15 protein-coding genes, 1 tRNA gene and 1 pseudogene are annotated in these 17,288 nt (G+C 65.7%); 7 read left to right on the top strand and 10 right to left on the bottom strand.

All coding sequences use genetic code 11. The annotated features are described in order from the left end of the window. Window positions 1–83 precede the first annotated feature (83 nt). Together MFF07_RS08475 and MFF07_RS08480 are read right to left on the bottom strand one after the other, a co-directional pair. On the bottom strand, window positions 84–1,325 hold the full coding sequence (locus tag MFF07_RS08475; protein ID WP_147814703.1) for a KpsE/RkpR family capsule polysaccharide export protein: 1,242 nt from the start codon (window positions 1,323–1,325) through the stop codon (window positions 84–86). Between the two features lie 193 nt (window positions 1,326–1,518). After that, the gene (locus MFF07_RS08480; protein WP_147814705.1) at window positions 1,519–2,172 is read right to left on the bottom strand and encodes an ABC transporter ATP-binding protein; all 654 of its coding nucleotides are present in this window, start codon (window positions 2,170–2,172) and stop codon (window positions 1,519–1,521) included. A 190-nt stretch (window positions 2,173–2,362) separates the two neighbouring features. On the opposite strand from MFF07_RS08480, the gene MFF07_RS08485 reads away from it, so the two are divergent. Both MFF07_RS08485 and MFF07_RS08490 read left to right on the top strand, forming a co-directional pair. Further along, window positions 2,363–2,452: transfer RNA gene (locus MFF07_RS08485), tRNA-Ser, on the top strand. A gap of 680 nt (window positions 2,453–3,132) precedes the next feature. Continuing rightward, window positions 3,133–4,076, top strand: a protein-coding gene (locus tag MFF07_RS08490; RefSeq protein WP_147814707.1) for an IS630 family transposase whose coding sequence is annotated in 2 segments (ribosomal slippage) — window positions 3,133–3,469 and window positions 3,469–4,076 — 945 coding nt in all. Because the reading frame shifts where the segments join, the coding sequence is not laid out codon by codon here. Window positions 4,077–4,088: 12 nt separating this feature from the next. Here MFF07_RS08490 and MFF07_RS08495 read toward each other — a convergent pair. Next, window positions 4,089–5,242: pseudogene (locus MFF07_RS08495) on the bottom strand (IS3 family transposase). A gap of 303 nt (window positions 5,243–5,545) precedes the next feature. After that, window positions 5,546–6,442, bottom strand: coding sequence for an alpha/beta hydrolase (locus MFF07_RS08500; protein ID WP_147814709.1), 897 nt, complete (start codon window positions 6,440–6,442; stop codon window positions 5,546–5,548). A 229-nt stretch (window positions 6,443–6,671) separates the two neighbouring features. On the opposite strand from MFF07_RS08500, the gene MFF07_RS08505 reads away from it, so the two are divergent. Then, window positions 6,672–7,889 carry a M23 family metallopeptidase gene (locus MFF07_RS08505; RefSeq protein ID WP_147814711.1) on the top strand — a complete coding sequence of 406 codons (1,218 nt, stop codon included), beginning with the start codon at window positions 6,672–6,674 and terminating at the stop codon, window positions 7,887–7,889. Window positions 7,890–8,143: 254 nt separating this feature from the next. Here the strand turns inward: MFF07_RS08505 and aqpZ are convergent, their stop codons facing one another. The 4 genes from aqpZ to MFF07_RS08525 all read right to left on the bottom strand — a co-directional run bounded on the left by aqpZ (window position 8,144) and on the right by MFF07_RS08525 (window position 11,334). After that, on the bottom strand, window positions 8,144–8,893 hold the full coding sequence (aqpZ, locus tag MFF07_RS08510) for an aquaporin Z (protein WP_147814713.1): 750 nt from the start codon (window positions 8,891–8,893) through the stop codon (window positions 8,144–8,146). Between the two features lie 63 nt (window positions 8,894–8,956). Then, the gene (locus MFF07_RS08515; RefSeq protein ID WP_147814715.1) at window positions 8,957–9,190 is read right to left on the bottom strand and encodes a hypothetical protein; all 234 of its coding nucleotides are present in this window, start codon (window positions 9,188–9,190) and stop codon (window positions 8,957–8,959) included. Between the two features lie 243 nt (window positions 9,191–9,433). After that, the gene (locus MFF07_RS08520) at window positions 9,434–10,513 is read right to left on the bottom strand and encodes an AraC family transcriptional regulator (protein ID WP_187272425.1); all 1,080 of its coding nucleotides are present in this window, start codon (window positions 10,511–10,513) and stop codon (window positions 9,434–9,436) included. A gap of 533 nt (window positions 10,514–11,046) precedes the next feature. Continuing rightward, window positions 11,047–11,334 carry a hypothetical protein gene (locus tag MFF07_RS08525; RefSeq protein ID WP_147814719.1) on the bottom strand — a complete coding sequence of 96 codons (288 nt, stop codon included), beginning with the start codon at window positions 11,332–11,334 and terminating at the stop codon, window positions 11,047–11,049. 646 nt (window positions 11,335–11,980) lie between these two features. On the opposite strand from MFF07_RS08525, the gene MFF07_RS08530 reads away from it, so the two are divergent. The 3 genes from MFF07_RS08530 to MFF07_RS08540 all read left to right on the top strand — a co-directional run bounded on the left by MFF07_RS08530 (window position 11,981) and on the right by MFF07_RS08540 (window position 15,920). Beyond that, complete coding sequence (locus MFF07_RS08530; RefSeq protein ID WP_147814936.1) at window positions 11,981–12,898, top strand: formylglycine-generating enzyme family protein; 918 nt, start codon at window positions 11,981–11,983, stop codon at window positions 12,896–12,898. Window positions 12,899–12,978: 80 nt separating this feature from the next. After that, the gene (locus tag MFF07_RS08535; protein ID WP_147814938.1) at window positions 12,979–14,604 is read left to right on the top strand and encodes an arylsulfatase; all 1,626 of its coding nucleotides are present in this window, start codon (window positions 12,979–12,981) and stop codon (window positions 14,602–14,604) included. A gap of 293 nt (window positions 14,605–14,897) precedes the next feature. Further along, entirely contained in the window at window positions 14,898–15,920 is a 1,023-nt protein-coding gene (locus MFF07_RS08540) for a SphA family protein (protein ID WP_147814721.1), read from the top strand. Between the two features lie 61 nt (window positions 15,921–15,981). On the opposite strand, the gene MFF07_RS08545 is transcribed toward MFF07_RS08540, so the two are convergent. Further along, window positions 15,982–16,230: a hypothetical protein gene (locus MFF07_RS08545; RefSeq protein WP_147814723.1), complete on the bottom strand. Its 249-nt coding sequence runs from the start codon at window positions 16,228–16,230 to the stop codon at window positions 15,982–15,984. A 186-nt stretch (window positions 16,231–16,416) separates the two neighbouring features. Here MFF07_RS08545 and MFF07_RS08550 point away from each other — a divergent pair, with 186 nt between their 5' ends. After that, window positions 16,417–16,722, top strand: coding sequence for a hypothetical protein (locus MFF07_RS08550; protein ID WP_147814725.1), 306 nt, complete (start codon window positions 16,417–16,419; stop codon window positions 16,720–16,722). Here the strand turns inward: MFF07_RS08550 and MFF07_RS08555 are convergent. Next, window positions 16,680–17,213 (bottom strand): cytochrome b, encoded by a 534-nt coding sequence (locus MFF07_RS08555; protein WP_238231564.1) that lies wholly within the window; start codon window positions 17,211–17,213, stop codon window positions 16,680–16,682. The two genes, MFF07_RS08550 and MFF07_RS08555, sit on opposite strands and share 43 nt — an antisense overlap. Window positions 17,214–17,288 lie beyond the last annotated feature (75 nt).

The following is a 17,288-nucleotide window of genomic DNA, read 5'->3' on the forward strand; positions in this document are numbered from 1 at the left end:
GCCGTTCGCCGCATGCGCGGCGACGCGCAGTCGCGCTTGCCGGCGGCCGATCGGCCCAAGGCCGAAGTCGGCGACCGTCGGTGTTACGTGGTGTACTTGCGAAAGATCACGGCGAGCGCGAAGGCGGCGAGCGAGCCGGCGGCGATCAGGGCGATCATCAGCATCCGGCGCGGCTGCGTCGCCGATTCGGCGAGAACCGGCTCGACCACGGTGCTGAAGAACTCGATCTGGCGCGCGGCGACGATGCGGGCGCGCTCGTTCGCCGAGAGCACCTTGGAGAAGTACTTCTCCGCGTCCATGCGCTCGTTCTCGTAGGCCTCGAACTGCGACATGGCCGCCGAGATCACCTTGCGCTTCTCGGGGTCGAGGCTCGTCGTCTCGCGCTCGATCCGCGTGATGTTCTCGTCGAGATTGGCGATCTGCGCTTTCATGTCCTGGATGCGGCGCGTTTCCGGCGCGAGGTCGCGCAGCGACATCGTGAGCTGGACCTGGAGCTCGATCCGGGCCTTGCGCAGCTCGCCGATGATCTTGAGGTTGGCCTCGTTGGTCTTGGAGGCGTCGAGCATGCCTTCGCGGTTGCGCAGGTCGCGCATGGCGAAGCGGACCTTGTTCATGCGCTCCTCGGCATGGACGAGTTCGCGCTTGCTCTCGGCGAGCCCGTCGTTGCGCAGCTTCTGCGAGAGCTCGTTCACCTTGCGCTCGCTCTCCTTCATCACCGCCTGGGTGAGCGCGAGCGATTCGTGCGGATCGAAGGCCTCGACGGTCAGGACGACGATGCCCGAGGACGTCTCGATGCTCGTCTTGACCCGGTCGCGCCAGTATTTGACGAGCTTCTCGATCGGCTTGTCGGCCTTGAAGCGGGACAGCCAGTCGATGCTGTCGCGCGAGAACATCTCGCGCAGCGGCATCATGCCCTCGATCGTCTCGATCATCGGGCGGCTCTCGATGTAGTTCGAGGTGATGATCGTGTCCTGGGCGATCATCGCCTTGGGGACGCCGTTGCCGGCGCCGACCTCGTCGGAGGAGGCCTTCTCCGCGCCGCCGATGGCGGGACGGATCGCGAAGCGCGCCTCCGTCACGTAGCGGTCGGAGGCGATCAGGCCGAAATACAGCGCCCCGACCAGCGTCGGGACCAGGCAGAGCAGCACGAACAGCGGCAGCAGCAGCGGGTCGCTCCTGACGTGGCTCTGGTAGGAGCGGATGCCCTTGTTGCGGTCTGCGAAGCGGGAGGCCCGCGCCATCTGCTTCAGGGATTCCGCGACGGCGTTCGAGCGGTCGGCGGTGGTGAGCGCCTGGCCCTGCGGATTGCGGATCTCGACGGTCATGCGCCTGAATGGTCCGTTCGGTTCGAGGCCCCGGTCCGCGCGAAGCGGCCCGTCTCCACCTGTCTCACGCTCGCCTCATGGCCGACCCGAACGGCAAAACCGTGGCTGCCCGGGCTCATCGCTCGAAAGCGACGCCACCGACTTTCTTGGCCTCGGCCGTCGGCGATCGATAGCGCGGCTTCTCGATCGTCCGTCAGTTGTTGAGGCGCCGGTAGGCCTCGATCGCCTCGTTGACGTCCTCGTACACGATCGCCCGGCCGCCCACGAGGATCAGCGCCTGCGAGCAGTATTCGCGGATTGTCTCCATGCTGTGCGAGATCAGGATGACGTCGGCGGTCTCGCGGCGCTGGTTGAACACGTCGGCGCAGCGCTTGGCGAAGCGCGCGTCGCCGACGGCCAGCGTTTCGTCGATCAGGTAGCAGTCGAACGGGATCGCCATGCTCATCCCGTAGGCGAGGCGCGCGCCCATGCCGGAGGAGTAGGTCTTGATCGGTACGTCGAGATAGCTGCCGAGCTCGGAGAATTCCTCGACGAATTCCAGCACCCGGCGCGGGTCCTCGCCATAGATGCGCGCCACGAAGATGATGTTGTCCCGCCCCGTCATGAGCGGGTGGAAGCCGCCGGCGAAGCCCAGGGGCCAAGACACCCGCAGGCCCCGGTGCACGACGCCGCGGGTCGGTTCCTCGGTCCCGGCGATCAGGCGCATCGTCGTCGACTTGCCGGCGCCGTTGATGCCCATGATGCCGTAGCTGGTGCCGGGCTTCAGCGTGAACGACACCCTGTCGAGGATCGTCCGCCGCTGGCCGTTGGTGCGGTAGATCTTGGTGACGTTCTCGAACCGGATCACGGTCGCCCGACCCCTACCCTGCCGCGCCGCACGTACCGGCCATACAGGCCGCTCGATCCACCTGGAAAGCGGCGAATCTGAGGATCGCCTGCCACGCTTCCAGCCACCGTCGTCCGCGACGCGTCGAGCGCCTTGCCAGCCGTGGCCGCAGCGGGTTACAGGACCCCGCCCGCCGTCGAACGGCGGGCTTGGAGGGGTGGCCGAGTGGTTGAAGGCGCACGCCTGGAAAGTGTGTATGCGGGAAACCGTATCGCGGGTTCGAATCCCGCCTCCTCCGCCACGTTGTATTGAAATCAAAGGGAAATTCGGCCTGCGCGCGCCGATACCCTATCATCGATGCCCCCGGCAATCCGAATAGCGCGACTCTGCCGCCCGTGGAAGAGCCTGCGCCCTGCGGCCACCTCGTCTGCGTCGCACGCGAAGTCCCACGCCTTTTCGAGAACGGTTCCGGCCACCATCGGCGTTACAGCCTTGGCGACGCGCGACCTCTGGCGCGTCCGTTTCTTCATGGCTCGTTCCGTCTCTGGCCGAGCCGTATCCCCCCTTTCGATCCTGTCGGCGGTTACCGCCGTCGTCTCGCAGCGTATCGGCGAGCGCCTGCAGGACGGCATCCGCGAAACCCGGCAGAGCGATCTGCTGCTCATGACATCCCGACTGCGGCTTCCAGCGGACGCTGACGCACGGGTCGTACGACGCCACACTATTCGCGGCACTCCCGATGATCCTCTGTGACCCGTGTGGAGGCAAATCTGATAAAGTCATTCCCGCAAGAAGGGCATGACCGCGCCATGCAGGCGAGCTTTATGTCCCCGCGCAAATATGGGTTCGTGATCTGATCGGCCCCCACGAGGTGGTCCAAGGGGAAGTTAGAGCGTTTTTGGTCTGTTCTGAATCGATGGGGTGGGGTTCACGCGGCGTCGTTGTGCTGATTCATTGATCGCCCTTGAGAGGGAGCGACGCATGGGACGGCCCTACAGCCAGGATCTGCGCGAGCGGGTGGTGCAGGCCGCGGCCGCGACCTCGCGGCGCCAGGCGGCGGCGCGGTTCGGTGTCGGCATCGCGACGTCGATCCGCTGGATGGCCGCGCTGACGACGACCGGGACGGTGGCGGCCCGCCCACAAGGGCGGGCGCGCCGCTCGAAGCTCGATCCGCACGAGGCGTTCCTGCGCGGCCTGATCGACGGACAAAAGGATATCACCCTGGAGGAGATGCGTGCCCGGTTGCGGGAGGAGCACGCTCTCACGGTCGGCCTCGGCACCCTGTGGAGCTTCCTCGATGCACGCGACCTCACGTACAAAAAAAGACAGCGCACGCCTCCGAGCAAGAACGCCCGGACGTGAAGGCGGCGCGCGAGGCGTGGTTTGCGGATCAGCCCGACCTCGACCCGGCCCGCCTCGTGTTCCTCGACGAGACCTGGACCTCCACCAACATGGCCCGCACCCGCGGGCGTGCGCCGCGTGGCGAGCGGCTACGCTCCCCCGTGCCGCATGGACACTGGAAGACCACGACCTTGGTGGCGGGTCTGCGCCTGTCCGGGATCGCCGCGCCGTTCGTCCTCGACGGGCCGATCAACCGCGACGCCTTCCAGGCTTACGTCGATCGGGTCCTGGTGCCCGAGCTCATCCCCGGCGACATCGTCGTCATGGACAACCTCGGCAGCCACAAGGGTCCGGCCGTGCGAGCCGCCATCGAGACGGCTGGCGCGCGGCTGTTGTTCCTCCCGCCCTACAGCCCCGACTTCAACCCGATCGAAATGGCGTTCTCAAAGCTGAAGGCGCTGCTGCGCAAAGCTGCCGAACGCACCGTCGACGGACTGTGGTCGGCCATCGGACGGCTCATCGACACCGTCACCCCAGACGCGTGCGCCAACTTCTTCAAAGCCGCAGGATACGAACCGGATTAAACCGAAAACGCTCTAGTGCACGGTTGGCTGCTCCGTCACAGGTAGCTTGGCCGGCGGGGCTGATCGGGCGAGCGCAGCCGGCCAAGCGGAGAAGGCTGGCATGAAGACTTCCGGTGCCGGCGGCCGGTATCCCGGCGATGCATGTGGGCGCACGCCGTTGTAGTGACGCCTCCAGCTTTCGATCACGATCTGAGCTTACCTGAGTGTGTAAAAGATCTCGCCGTTGAGGAGTTCGTCGAGAAGTCGTGCGTTGAAGCTTTCGACGTAGCCATTCTCCCATAATGAGCCTGGCGTAATGTAGGCCGTCTTTGCTCCGACGCCGGTAATCCAAGCTTGGACGGCCTTCGCAACGAACTCCGGCCCGTTATCCGAACGAATATGGCCAGGTACGCCACGCAGGATGAACAGATCCGAGAGCACGTCGATGACGTCGATCGCCTTTAGCTTGCGGGCGACCCGGATCGCGAGGCATTCGTGCGTGAACTCATCGACCACGTTGAGCATCCGGATCTTGCGGCCATCCTGCGTGCGGGCCTCGACAAAGTCATACGACCACACGTAATTACGGTGTTCCGGGCGAAGACGGACGCAGGAGCCGTCGTTGTCCCAGATCCGCCTTCGCTTGGGCTGCTTGGCTGGGACCTTCAGACCCTCACGCCGCCAAATGCGCTCGACGCGCTTGTCGTTGACGAACCACCCGGCCGCCTTCAGCAACGCGCTGATCTTGCGGTAACTGTCGCGCCCATACTTCTCGGCCAACACCACGAGATCGGACGTCAGCTCCTCTTCGTCGTCGCGGCCCCGCGGTACCTTACGCTGTGTCGAGCGATGCTGACCGAGCGCCCGACAGGCGCGGCGCTCGGAGACGGTCATCGTCTGCATGATGTGCTCGACACAGGCGCGTCGGCGCGCAGGGCTCAGAAGTTTCCCCGGGACGCCTCCTGCAGGATGAGCTTGTCGAGGGTGAGATCCGCAATCGCCTTTCGGAGCCGGGTATTCTCGGTCTCCAAATCCTTCATCCGTCGAACCTGATCCGACTTCAGGCCGCCAAACTCACGCCGCCACCGGTAGTACGTCACTGAACTCACGCCGAGCGCGCGGACTAAATCTGCAGCGCTCTGGCCCTATGAAATCAGCACATCCGCTTGCCGTAGCTTGGCGACAATCTCCTCGGGCTTCGGGTGTTTTGCCGTCTTGTCCGTCCTCCAGGCTCAAAAGCCATACCAAAGGGCGGATCATTTCAATGGGGGAGGATCAGATCCCTCGCCGGCATGTCGGAGGGAGATCCAATGCGTTAAAGTAGGCCGGTCTTCTTGCTCCAGAACAAGCGTATGCTCGCGCTTCCTCCGTTGTCCTTCGGATCGACGGTGAGAGAGGCCGAGGATTTGTCGGCTGGTTGCCATTGCAGCTTCGAATGGCGCGCCATGGATTTTTACGGCGCACTGTTCGACGGAGCGCGGGTGAAGCCCTTACTTCAAACGGGCTTGCAGGAAAGCTCCGGCGGCGGCGATGGCACGCCGGCCGGCATCCAGCCGAGCATTCCACAAGGGCCAAGCATGGATCATGTGTGGCCAGATTTCGAGCGTCACGGCGATGTCGGCCGCGCCCATCGCTGCAGCGAGCCGAGTCGCATCGTCGAGCAACGTCTCGTCGGATCCAACCTGTATCAGCGTCGGCGGCAAGCCGGACAGGTTTGCGAATAGCGGCGACACCAGCGGATCCGCCCTGTCGTGGCCAACCGAGAGATAGGCATCGACGAGCTCGGCGAGATAATGACGCGAGATCAAGGGATCGACGGTGCTTTTCGCGGCGAGGCTGACGCCCGACAGCGTCAGGTCCGTCCAGGGCGAGATGAGCCAGAGGCAGCCGGGCATTAGCTGCGAGGCAGTGCGAAGATGCTGGACGAGGGCCAGCGTCAGGCCGCCCCCGGCGCTGTCGCCCGCAACCGCGACCTGCGCCGGATCGAATCCCAGCCGGAGCAACCCGGTCCAAACCGAGAGCGCATCGTCGAGTGCGGCCGGGTAGGGATGCTCCGGAGCGCGGCGATAGCCGACCGCCAACGTGCGCGCACCCGCCGCGCGACCGGCCTCGGTCACGAGGCGGCGGTGGCTCGCGATGGAGCCGGAACAGTATCCACCCCCGTGGAAGTACACGAGGACCCGTGCCGCATCGGCTCCGGGGCTCGTCGACCATTCGCAGGGCACTCCGGCGAGGGTTGTGGCTTCCAGAACGATATCCTCGGCGATCGGCCAGACCGATCCGACCTCATCGAGACGAGCCCGCCGCTCGCTCCATCCCACCGGCCGCGGTTTGGATCCGAGCATCGCGCGAACGGCGTTGAGCTCCTCGATGTCCTTCCCGTTCATGACCCCTCCCTGGCGTTATGGTCGGCGACGTGTAGTCTCGATTCCGGTCTCGTCATCGTACGTATACGACACCCCTTCAGGCCCGCTGGTTTCAATATTCCGACGACTGCGAAGCGGGAGTTTTGTGAGAGAAACTTAGCCGATGAGAAGGAACGCGGCTGTTCCGTTCAGCCATCCCTTCGCCTGAAGCGGTCAGTGCAGCCCGCCGTCTCGATTCAAAGGATTCCGTATGCGCTTGACCGTTCTCCTCTGCGCTGCGTCGATCCTGAGCATGTTGTTCTACGGAGCAGCGCGTGCGGCCGAGATCGGGCGGCAGGCCGATGCAACGCTGCCCGTCATGACGCCGCTCGTCGCCGATGTGCTTGCACCACCCCGGGCCGTTCCCATGTCGGACGGGCGCAATCACCTCGTCTACGAACTCCGCCTCTTGAACGTGCTGGACGGGCGATTCGACGTCAATCGCATCATCGTGCTGGACGGCGGCACCGGACGGCAACTCCTGGCGCTCGACCGGGACGCGATCGGTCGGCGCCTGTCGCTCGGCGGCCGTCGCGGCAGCGAGACGGCATCGCTCGGCGCCTCCCAGTTCGGGATCGTCTTCCTTCATGTCGCCCTCGACGCCGGTGCACGCGTTCCCACGACGCTGGCTCACGAGATCGACGGATTTGCCGAGCCGCTGAAGTCCGACCTGTCGATGCGGGTCGCGGACACGCCGGTGATCGACAAGCCCCTGCCTGTGCTGGGATCGCCGCTGCGCGGAAGCGGCTACGTCGCCGGGGACGGCTGTTGCGATTCCATCCGGCATGTCCGTGCGCTGCTACCGCTCAACGGAGCGTTTCGGTTGGCGCAGCGCTTCGCCATCGACTGGGAAAAGATCGACGGCGAGAGCCGGATCGTGCGAGGCGACCTGAAGGACGTGAAGAGCTACCGCATCTACGGTGAGCCGGTGCTGGCGGTGGCCGACGGTGCGGTCGTCGGCGGGCGTAACGACTTGCCCGACCAGGCACCAGGCGCGCTGCCGGCGAACCTGCCGATCGGCGAGGCGGACGGCAATTTCGTCGTGCTCGACATCGGTGGCGGAGCGTTCGTGCTCTACGCCCATCTTCGACCCGGAAGCGTCAGGGTGCGCGTCGGTGATCGGATCGGGCGTGGCGCGGTCATCGGTGAGGTGGGCAACAGCGGTAACAGCCAGGCGCCGCATCTTCACCTGCACGTCATGGACCGTTCGGACGGCCTTCTGGCGGACGGTCTGCCGTATGTTTTCGAGGCCTTTGCCATTCCGGCGGCTGCCGAGGCGGGGACTGCCGATTTCGATCGGGCGGAGGCGACCGGGTCACCACTGACGCTGACCCGCAGGTCGCCCCCGCTTGCCGTGCGCAAGGCCCTGCCGCTCGACCTCTCGATCGTGGATTGGGAACCGCCGGCCTCGGAGCGTGGGACGCCGTAGCGCTGGTGCCGACAGATCCGAAGTTCTCGGTGCAGGAGCCGTTTTCCACCACGGGAAGTCGCCGCTCAGGGGGCATCCGATCCGATAGGAATCCCATCCCCGGAACGAACCACTCGTAAGGGTGATCTGTCCCGACGCAGGCAATGCAGGGCATCGCCTGCGTCGTATGACGCCTATGCCCACAACGATGGCTCTTCACCCCACGCGAAGGCCTGAGTGGGTGCCAGCGCCGAAGGACTGATCTCCGGCCGGTCTCAGACCGGCAGGACGGCCACCTTCTCGACAACCGTCGTCTCGACGATGTCGGCCGGCTCGTAGAACCAGCGGGCGAAGGTACCCGCGACCATGGCCCCGGCGATGGGCGCGAGCCAGAACAGCCAGAGTTGCCCGAGATACTCGCCGCCTGCGAACAGGGCCGGACCTGTGCTGCGTGCCGGGTTGACGGAGGTGTTGGTCACCGGGATCGAGATCAGGTGGATCAGCACGAGGGCGAAGCCGATGGGAATTCCGGCGAAGCCCACGGCCGCGCCCTTCGAGGTGGTGCCGATGATGATGAACAGGAAGAAGAAGGTCGCCAGGAACTCGATCATGAGGCAGGCGCCGACGTCGAACTTGCCGGGACTGAGCTCGCCGTAGCCGTTGGAGGCGAAACCGTTCGGGATCCAGCCCGGCTTGCCCGACGCGATCAGGTAGAGCGCGGCGGCGGCCAGGATCGCACCCGCTACCTGTGCCGCGATGTAGGGGAGGACATGCCGGGTGGCGCAGCGCTGCGCCGACCAGAGTCCCAGCGTGACGGCCGGATTGAAGTGGCCGCCGGAGATGTGCCCGACCGCGTAGGCCATGGTCAGCACGGTCAGCCCGAAGGCGAACGCGACGCCGAGGAAGCCGATGCCGAGTTCGGGGAAGGCTGCGGACAGCACGGCCGCCCCGCATCCCCCGAAGGTGAGCCAGAACGTTCCGAAGAGTTCGGCCGTCGCGCGGCGCAGGGTCGAGTGCTCGGTCATGTCGATACTCCCGGTAGGCCGTCGCCGGCGGCTTCGGTCATGGCTTGGACTGTGTTGGGCGCATCACCCCAGGCGGCCTTCGTCGGCCATGAACATCGCGCGCAACGCGCTGGGTCGAATGACCCGGCCCCCTGTCTTGATCCATGGCACCCGCTCGTCCGTCCGCGGATCGTGCATCGCGAACAGGAGAGCCAGGTCGAAGCGGAGCCAGCAGACCGGCCCGAGATCGCCCCTCTCCGGTTTCGACTCGAACAATCCGCTGCGGGGTTCGAGCCCCTCCTTCAGCCAGACGAGCACGGCCCTTTCGCCGGACCCGGGCAAACGCGGTTCCATGTCTCGGGTCCCTGTGGCGCATGACGCGGCGGAAAGATGGTCCGACGGCTCGAACCATAGGGCGTCGAGGGCCCCGTGCTTGTCCGATGAGGACACGGGTCGGCCAATCCGGCCATACCGGCCGCACACCGTCTGGATTGTGGAGCTGCTTTGGCTGTCCCGAAAGCACGCGGCCACTTTTCGGGGCTGATGCTCCAGGGCTCGGCATCAGGCCGCCGAGAGGGCTGGCACGAGGCGCGGCGTGGACAGGCCATGCTTCGCCAGCATGTCGAGCCGCCAGGCCTTCGGATTGATCCCCGACCAGCGCCGGAACGCGCGTGTGAAGGCGCTGGCCTCGGAGTAGCCGAGCGCTACCGCCACCTCGGCCAGCGACAGGCTCGGGTTGGAGAGCAAGTGGCGGGCGATGTCGTAGCGGACCTCGTCGACGAGGTGCTGGAAGCTGTTGCCCTCGGCCTTGAGGCGACGGCTCATGGTTCGCCGATGCATGGCGAAGAGCTGGGCCGTCCGTCCCGCCGAGCAGCCCTTCCGCAGGAGCAGGATGCGCAGGGAGCGGCGCAGCTGGCTGCTCAGCGCTTCGTGATGGAGGTGCTCGAGGGCGCGAACCTGGACCTCCAGGATGTGGCGGAAACCCGGATCCGCCCCCGCGACCGGGCGGGACAACCCCTTTGCCTCGAAGACCAGCGCCGTTCCCTCCTCGTCGAACCGGACCGGCACTCCGAAGATCCGTCGATACGCCGCTTCGTCCCCAAGGGAGGGGTGGGACAGCAGCACCTCGCGCGGCGCCCAACCCGGACCGCAGAGGGCCTGCAGGATGCGGAAGCCGGAGGCGAGCGCGAGGTCCACGGTCTGCCGGCCACCCTCGGCGTCCGCGGGCGAGAAGCCGTAGCGGAGCATGGCGGTCCCGTCCCTGACGTCGAGCGTCGAGACTGCACCGGGGTGATAGAGATGCCCGTGCTCGATCAGGCAGAGCAGCGCATCGGACACGGTGGGCCGGTGCTGCATCAGCAACCCCACGATCCCGAAGCAGGACGTTCTCGCCCGAGCCCCGGTCAGGAGGCCGACATGGCGGCAACCGGTCCGCTCCGCGCACCACGCGAGCAGCCCGCCGACGGACGAGGCGGGGAATGCGTTGTCGCCGTCGTCGAGGAGGCGGGGATCCCGTCCGGCCTGGCCGATGATGGGATCGGGCTCGAACCCCAGCGATCGGAGGACCGCTGGCAGTTCCCTGAGTATCCCGACCCGGCCGCCATGGTTTTCGGGTTGGGCGCCCGTATCGAGCCCGGACATGTCGAAGGCGACGGGTGGGATCCCGGAACGTGGTCCTTCCGAGATCGATAAAAGCGTTCCAGCCTGGACCTGTGCAATCATGTGGCACGCCCTCGTCGACGCACGGCAGGACCCGCTCAGCAGACGACGAAGTCGCGGTGAGCCCCTAGGGAAATGCAGCTGTAGATTTACAGCACGCTATCGAGGGTGGGAAGGGATGTCAAGTATTCGTAACAACTAAACTGAAATTGATTTAGATTAAATTTGCATGGAGTCTTGTTGAATCTCTAATCTTTATCGGATTGTGCGCAATCGTAATGTTGCTGCAGTATTGTTCCTGCCGGGCCGTCGGTCCGCAATGGATGCTGACAGATCGCGCGAGAGGATCGGCGTCTGCCCGAGGCCGAACGAGCGACGCGTCGGATGGCGCGGAAGCAACGCGGCGCCGTGCTTCGGAAGGTCGGATGCCGGACCGTTGCAGGACCCGGCGTGCCGGGGCCGCCGCGTCTCAAGCGGTCAGGGGCTCGGCCACGGTCGGACGGTCGGTGTGCAGCTTACATCTGCAGGCAGGTCAGCAGATCCACGTAGCTCGGAGACCCGCCGTTGCCGGCCTCCTGCACGCACAGCGCGCGGCGGCGCGGATCGAAGCTCGACCAGAGCTTTACAAGCTGGGTTCGCGCCTGCGTTTCGTCCCGCAGACAGTTCTGGTCGGTGTTGCCGTTGCCGGCTCCCAGGCTCGGAGCCGCGCGGCAGGTCGCCTTGACGTCGAAGGTCGGAGGCCGCCCACCCGCGGCGGCCAGCGTGACGAGGGAGACGAATGCGAGACCTGTGAAGCTCGGCACTGGGTAGCCTCCTGATGCGGCGTGGACGGTCGGATCCTGTCGAGCGAACCGCGATCGTGCAGCCGTAAGCCTAAGCGGTCCGGACCGATCCGCTTGACGGAACCGGACACCGACTTGACCCGATGGGCCAAGGGCCTGGACGTTTTGGGCCTTCCGGGCTCTCCGACCGGATGTCCGAAAGCCGGCTCACTGCGCGAAGACCAGGTTCGGCGCCGCACGGAGCGCGGCGGGAGTGTCATGGCTTCGTCCCGGATGTCGGCGCGATCGCGTCGCGGCCCGGATCGTAGGCGGCTCCGCGCGTACTCGCTTGACCGGAGACGACAGGCTCTGACGGTTTTCGGGGCTGCCGGGAGCGCAGGCGCCCGGTCAATGTCGGATTTCCCACAAAGACCCGAGCGGATGTCGCGAGCGGTCAATCTCTTGGCAATCGCGGTCAAGCAGCCGGGACGGGTTTCCGCATCCTGACGTTGCGTTCGGCGCTGGGGACCGGGTCGGTGCCGAGCCTTGTACAACGGGGTGGGTCGATCTCCTTCCCCCCTCCCGGAACGCGCTCGGTCCTCAACGGGAGCCTGGAATGGCAGGTGCCGTGTCACCGCGATCGACCATCGACACCGCTTCCTTCGACGGCGAGGATTTCCATCGCGGAATGCAGCGCATCGTCGGAGGGACGTTCCGGATGGGATCGGACCGGCACTATCCGGAAGAAGCCCCGACACGCCGCGTGGCGCTCGACGCCTTTCGGATCGACGAGGCCCCGGTGACGAACGCCCGGTTCGCGGCATTCGTCGCGGCCACCGGCCACCGCACGGTGGCCGAGATCTCCCCGGATCCGCGGGACTATCCCGGGGCTCTCCCGCACATGCTCCACCCCGGATCGCTGGTCTTCGTGCAGCCGCGCGAACCCGTGAACCTGCGCTTCCCCAGTCAGTGGTGGAGTTTCGTCGCCGGTGCGGACTGGCGCCACCCCTATGGCCCGGACAGTTCGCTGACGGGGCTCGACGACCATCCCGTCGTGCATGTCGCGTTCGCCGATGCCAAGGCCTATGCGCGCTGGGCCGGCAAGGCCCTGCCGACCGAAGCGGAATGGGAGTTCGCCGCCCGCGGCGGCCTCGACGAGACGGAATTCGCCTGGGGCCAGACGCTCGTCCCGGGCGGACAGCGGATGGCGAACATCTGGGAAGGCGACTTCCCGCACACGAACACCTCCGCATTCCCGCGGACCTCGCCCGTCGGCGCCTTTCCGCCGAACGGCTACGGCCTGTCCGACATGATCGGCAACGTCTGGGAGTGGACCACGGACTGGTTCGCCCAGGGCGCCGGAAACCCGCTTCAGAAGTCCTGCTGCATCCCCCGGAATCCGCGCGGCGGCCGCGAGGAGGACAGCTTCGATCCCGGCCAGCCCCGGATCAGGATCCCTCGCAAGGTGGTGAAGGGCGGCTCGCACCTGTGCGCGCCGAATTACTGCCGCCGCTACCGGCCGGCCGCGCGTCACGCGCAGCCCGTCGACACGTCGATGAGCCACGTCGGCTTCCGATGCATCACAAGAGAAGGAAACCCGACATGAGACGCGACGAGACCAGCGACGGCCGGACGGATGACGGCGCGGCGCCCGAGGAGAACCAGGCGGCGATGAGCCGCCGCAACATGCTCCTCAGCGGCACCTCGCTGCTCGCGACAGCAGGGCTCGTGGCTGCGGCCCAAACCACGCCAGCCCTGGCCCAGTCCTCGCCGCCGCCATCGGGCAAGCAGCCGAACATCGTCGTCATCATGGGCGACGACATCGGCATCTGGAACATCGGCGCCTATCACCGCGGCATGATGGCGGGGCGCACGCCGAACCTCGACAAGGTCGCCGCCGAGGGCATGCTGTTCACGGATTACTACGCCGAGGCGAGTTGTACGGCGGGCCGCGCCGCCTTCATCACCGGCGAGCTGCCGATCCGCACCGGCATGACCACGGTGGGCCAGGCCGGCGCCGCCATCGGCATCCCGGCGCAGGCGGTCACCATCGCCACCGCGCTCAAGGGGATGGGGTACGCCACAGGCCAGTTCGGCAAGAACCACCTCGGCGACAAGAACGAGTTCCTGCCCACCGTCCACGGCTTCGACGAGTTCTTCGGCTACCTCTACCACCTCGACGCGATGGAGGATCCGGCCCACCCTGCCTACCCGCAGGAGCTGCTCGACAAGGTCGGCCCGCGCAACATGGTCCATTCCTGGGCGACGACCACGGACGACCCCACCGACGACCCGCGCTGGGGCAAGGTCGGCAAGCAGCGGATCGAGGATGCCGGCACGCTGTATCCGAAGCGGATGGAGACGGTGGACGACGAGATCCGCGATCTGGCGCTGGGCTTCATCGACAAGGCCAAGGCCGACGGCAAGCCGTTCTTCGTCTGGCTCAACCCGACCCGGATGCACGTCACCACCCACCTGTCGCCGAAGTATCAGGCGATGCGCAATTCGAAGAACGGCTGGAGCATCCAGGAAGCCGGCATGGCCCAGCTCGACGACGACGTCGGCTCGGTGATGAAGAAGCTCAAGGACCTCGGCATCGACGACGACACCATCGTCGTCTTCACCACAGACAACGGCACCGAGGTCTTCACCTGGCCCGATGGCGGCCAGACGCCGTTCTCGCAGTCCAAGGGCACTATCATGGAGGGCGGCTTCCGCGCGCCGGCCATGGTCCGCTGGCCCGGCAAGGTGCCTGCCGGCAAGGTCGAGAACGGCGTGATCTCCGGACTCGACTGGTTCCCGACGCTGGTGGCGGCTGCCGGCAACGCGACCATCGGCGAGGAGTTGAAGGCCGGCAAGGCGATCGGCGACCAGACCTACAAGGTCCATCTCGACGGCTACAACCAGCTCGACATGATCACCGGCAAGGGTCCGTCGAACCGCAACGAGATCTGGTACTTCGGCGAGAGTGAACTCGGCGCCGTCCGGATCGGCGACTACAAATACCGCTTCATCGACCAGCCGCACGGCTGGCTCGGCGACAAGACCAAGGCCGACGTCCCCTACATCACTAACCTGCGCCTCGACCCGTTCGAGCGCACGGGCTGGCCGACGGACGGGACGAAGGAAGGCGCCCAGAACTACATGAGCTGGTTCCTCTACGAGTTCTGGCGCTTCGTCTTCGTCCAGCAGGAGGTCGAGAAGCTGGCCATGACCGCCATTGCGTTTCCGCCCATGCAGAAGGGCGCGAGCTTCAACCTCGATGCGATCAAAGCCAAGATCATCGCGGCCCGTTCGGCGATGGGCAAATAGCGCGCGGAACCAGGCCGCGCGGCGCGCGACAGGGACGGCTTCGAGAGATCGAGGCCGTCGCAAGTCTCGAGCGTGAAGCAAGATCTCGGCACTATGCACCCGGCGCAATTGCCTCGCGCACAATCTTCATAAGATTTATTAACCTATCATATAATATACTATCAAATCTAACATTTATAGCACATAGTACTAGAAATACGTGAGACTCTATTGTTCTGGATTGATGCCCGCGATCAGAGCTGAGACGATTGTATTCGAAGGCGAGACATGTGCCGCTTTCATAGGAGGGCATCATGTCTGATTTCCGCCGCTCGAACCGAATGTTCGCTTGCGCAGTGTTGGCCGTCGCGGGCGTGTCGTTCTCCGGAGGGGCGAAGGCTGCGGAGGGGGCGCAGGGGGCCTACGTGCTCGGCAACCGCGGCCCGCTCGCCGGCGTGACGCCGCCGCCGGGGTTCTACTTCGAGAACGAGACCTACTTCTACCAGGGCAATCTCGGTGGCAACCGCAGCTTCCAGAGCGGCGGCGTGGTCGCCGCGAACGTGAAGCTCGATATCAGCGCGACCTTCATGACGCCGGTCTGGGTCACCCCGGTCGAGATCCTCGGCGGAACCCTCGGGTTCTCGGTCACCATCCCGTTCGGCACGCCCAACGTCAGCGCCGGCGCGATTTTTTCGTCACCCCGGATCGACCGCATCGTTTCCGGCCGCGAGCGCGACGCGATCTTCAACGTCGGCGACATCTACCTCGCCTCGTTCGTGGGCTGGCATTCCGGCAACCTTCACTGGAGCACCACCGTCCTCGGCGTGGTTCCGTCGGGATCCTACGAGACCGGCCAGCTGTCCAACATCTCGCTGAACCGGCCGGCGCTCGACCTCAGCGCGGCGCTCACTTACCTCGACCCGGTCCTCGGCTACGAGCTTTCCGTGGTGCCCGGCGTGACATTCAACTGGATCAACCCGGCGACGCAGTACCTCACCGGCACCGAGTTCCACCTGGAATGGTCGGCCTCGAAGTTCCTGAGCAAGGAATTCTCGATCGGTGCCGTCGGCTACTTCTACGACCAGCTCACGGGCGACAGCGGACGCGGCGATCGGATCGGCCCTTTCAAGGGGCGCGTGACGGCGGTGGGTGGCCAGATCGGCTACACGTTCAAACTCGGCGAGATCCCCGTCTCCACGAACGTGCGGGTCCTGCGCGAATTCGACGTCACCAACCGCTTCGAGGGCACCGCGACCTATCTCACGATCACGGCCCCGCTCTGGGTCGCACCCGCCAAAGCCGTGGTCGCTGACGCGCCGGTCGTCGCCAAGTTCTGAAGGAGCCATCTTTGCCGAGAGGCAAGCGAGGCCGGATGCCGGCCTCGCCGCTCGTCGGATCTCAGCGACGAAAGCCGCCGCGGCGGAAGGCGACGCCGCGCACGCCACGGCCGTACATCCCCACCCGCGCCCCGCGCCCGTACATTCCGACCCGGGGCGCGTAGCCGCCGCGGCGGACCGCGACTCCGCCGTTGGGACCGACGCACCCGGCCCGATAGAGGCCCCTGGCGCAGACCATCGCGCTCGCTTCCATGGGGACGAAGGCCAGCGCCCCCGCGAACAGCCCGAGGGAAATCAAGAGGTGCTTCATGATGCGTTCTCCGAGAGGGCGCGGAGGGAGCGGGCTTGCCGCGACCCGAATGCCGACGCCCAGTCTAGGGCCGCGGGCAGACGATGCCTGACCGGATTTGCCTCCGCGTTGACATCTCGGGACGGCCAGAGGATCGGCCTCCGGGCTCCCCCGCCGTCGAGAGCATTACTCAGACAGAGCTCCCAGGTGTTCGACGTCGCGGCTCGCATGCGCGCCATGCGCCGCGGCGTGATCGTCGATGCCGGGTCTGGCGAAGACCGGGAGCCTGCTTGCCCGGAGCCTGCTTGCCCGGCCCATGAAAACGATCTCGCGAACGCTGAATGGGAAAAAGGCGACCCGTGCCCGCGGTACGTAGGCGATATGGCCGGGCAGATCTCTGTGCGGCATCCGAGCCATGTCGATGCCGTCGAACGTCAGTCTAACGAGACATCGGCAGAAGCAAATCGCCGTCAAGTCATTCGCGAGATCACCTTTTCCTTCCAAAAGAATTGATGCATCGCTGCCATGGCAATGTGGCCGATAATCACTGCCAAAAATGCAAAACCCAGCCAATAGTGCATAAGATCGGCAGGGACCATCATCCACGTGATCTTGCTTCCGCGTTCAGGCATCAACGGGATGCCATAGGGGGAAAAGCCCTTGCCGGATCCATATTGACGCAGGAGAGCAATGCCTGGCTGCACAAACATGACGGCGTAGATCAACGCGTGCCCTGAGGCCGCAGCGCGTCCCAGGCGACCCGTATGCGGCGGTCGCCGTTTCAGACTCACCAGAGCCCAGGCACCACGCAATACGACGATCACGAGGAGCGTGAATCCCATGGTCAGATGGCTCCCTCCGACAAATTTGGTGAGAGCCGTATCGCCGATGCTGACGTAGAGCAGCGCGCCGGCAAACTGCCAGGCGAAGAGTGCGGCCATCAACCAGTGGAAGCCGCGACTGATCCGGCCGTATCTCTGTGGCGTGTCCGTCCAGCTCGACATCGTCATCGCTCGTCACCGTCAGGTAGCGAGAACAATGCACCGAGACCGCCGCTCACGCGCCCCCCTTGGTCCATA

The sequence above is a fragment of the Methylobacterium thuringiense genome (assembly GCF_022179645.1).
Taxonomy (GTDB): Bacteria; Pseudomonadota; Alphaproteobacteria; order Rhizobiales; family Beijerinckiaceae; genus Methylobacterium; species Methylobacterium thuringiense.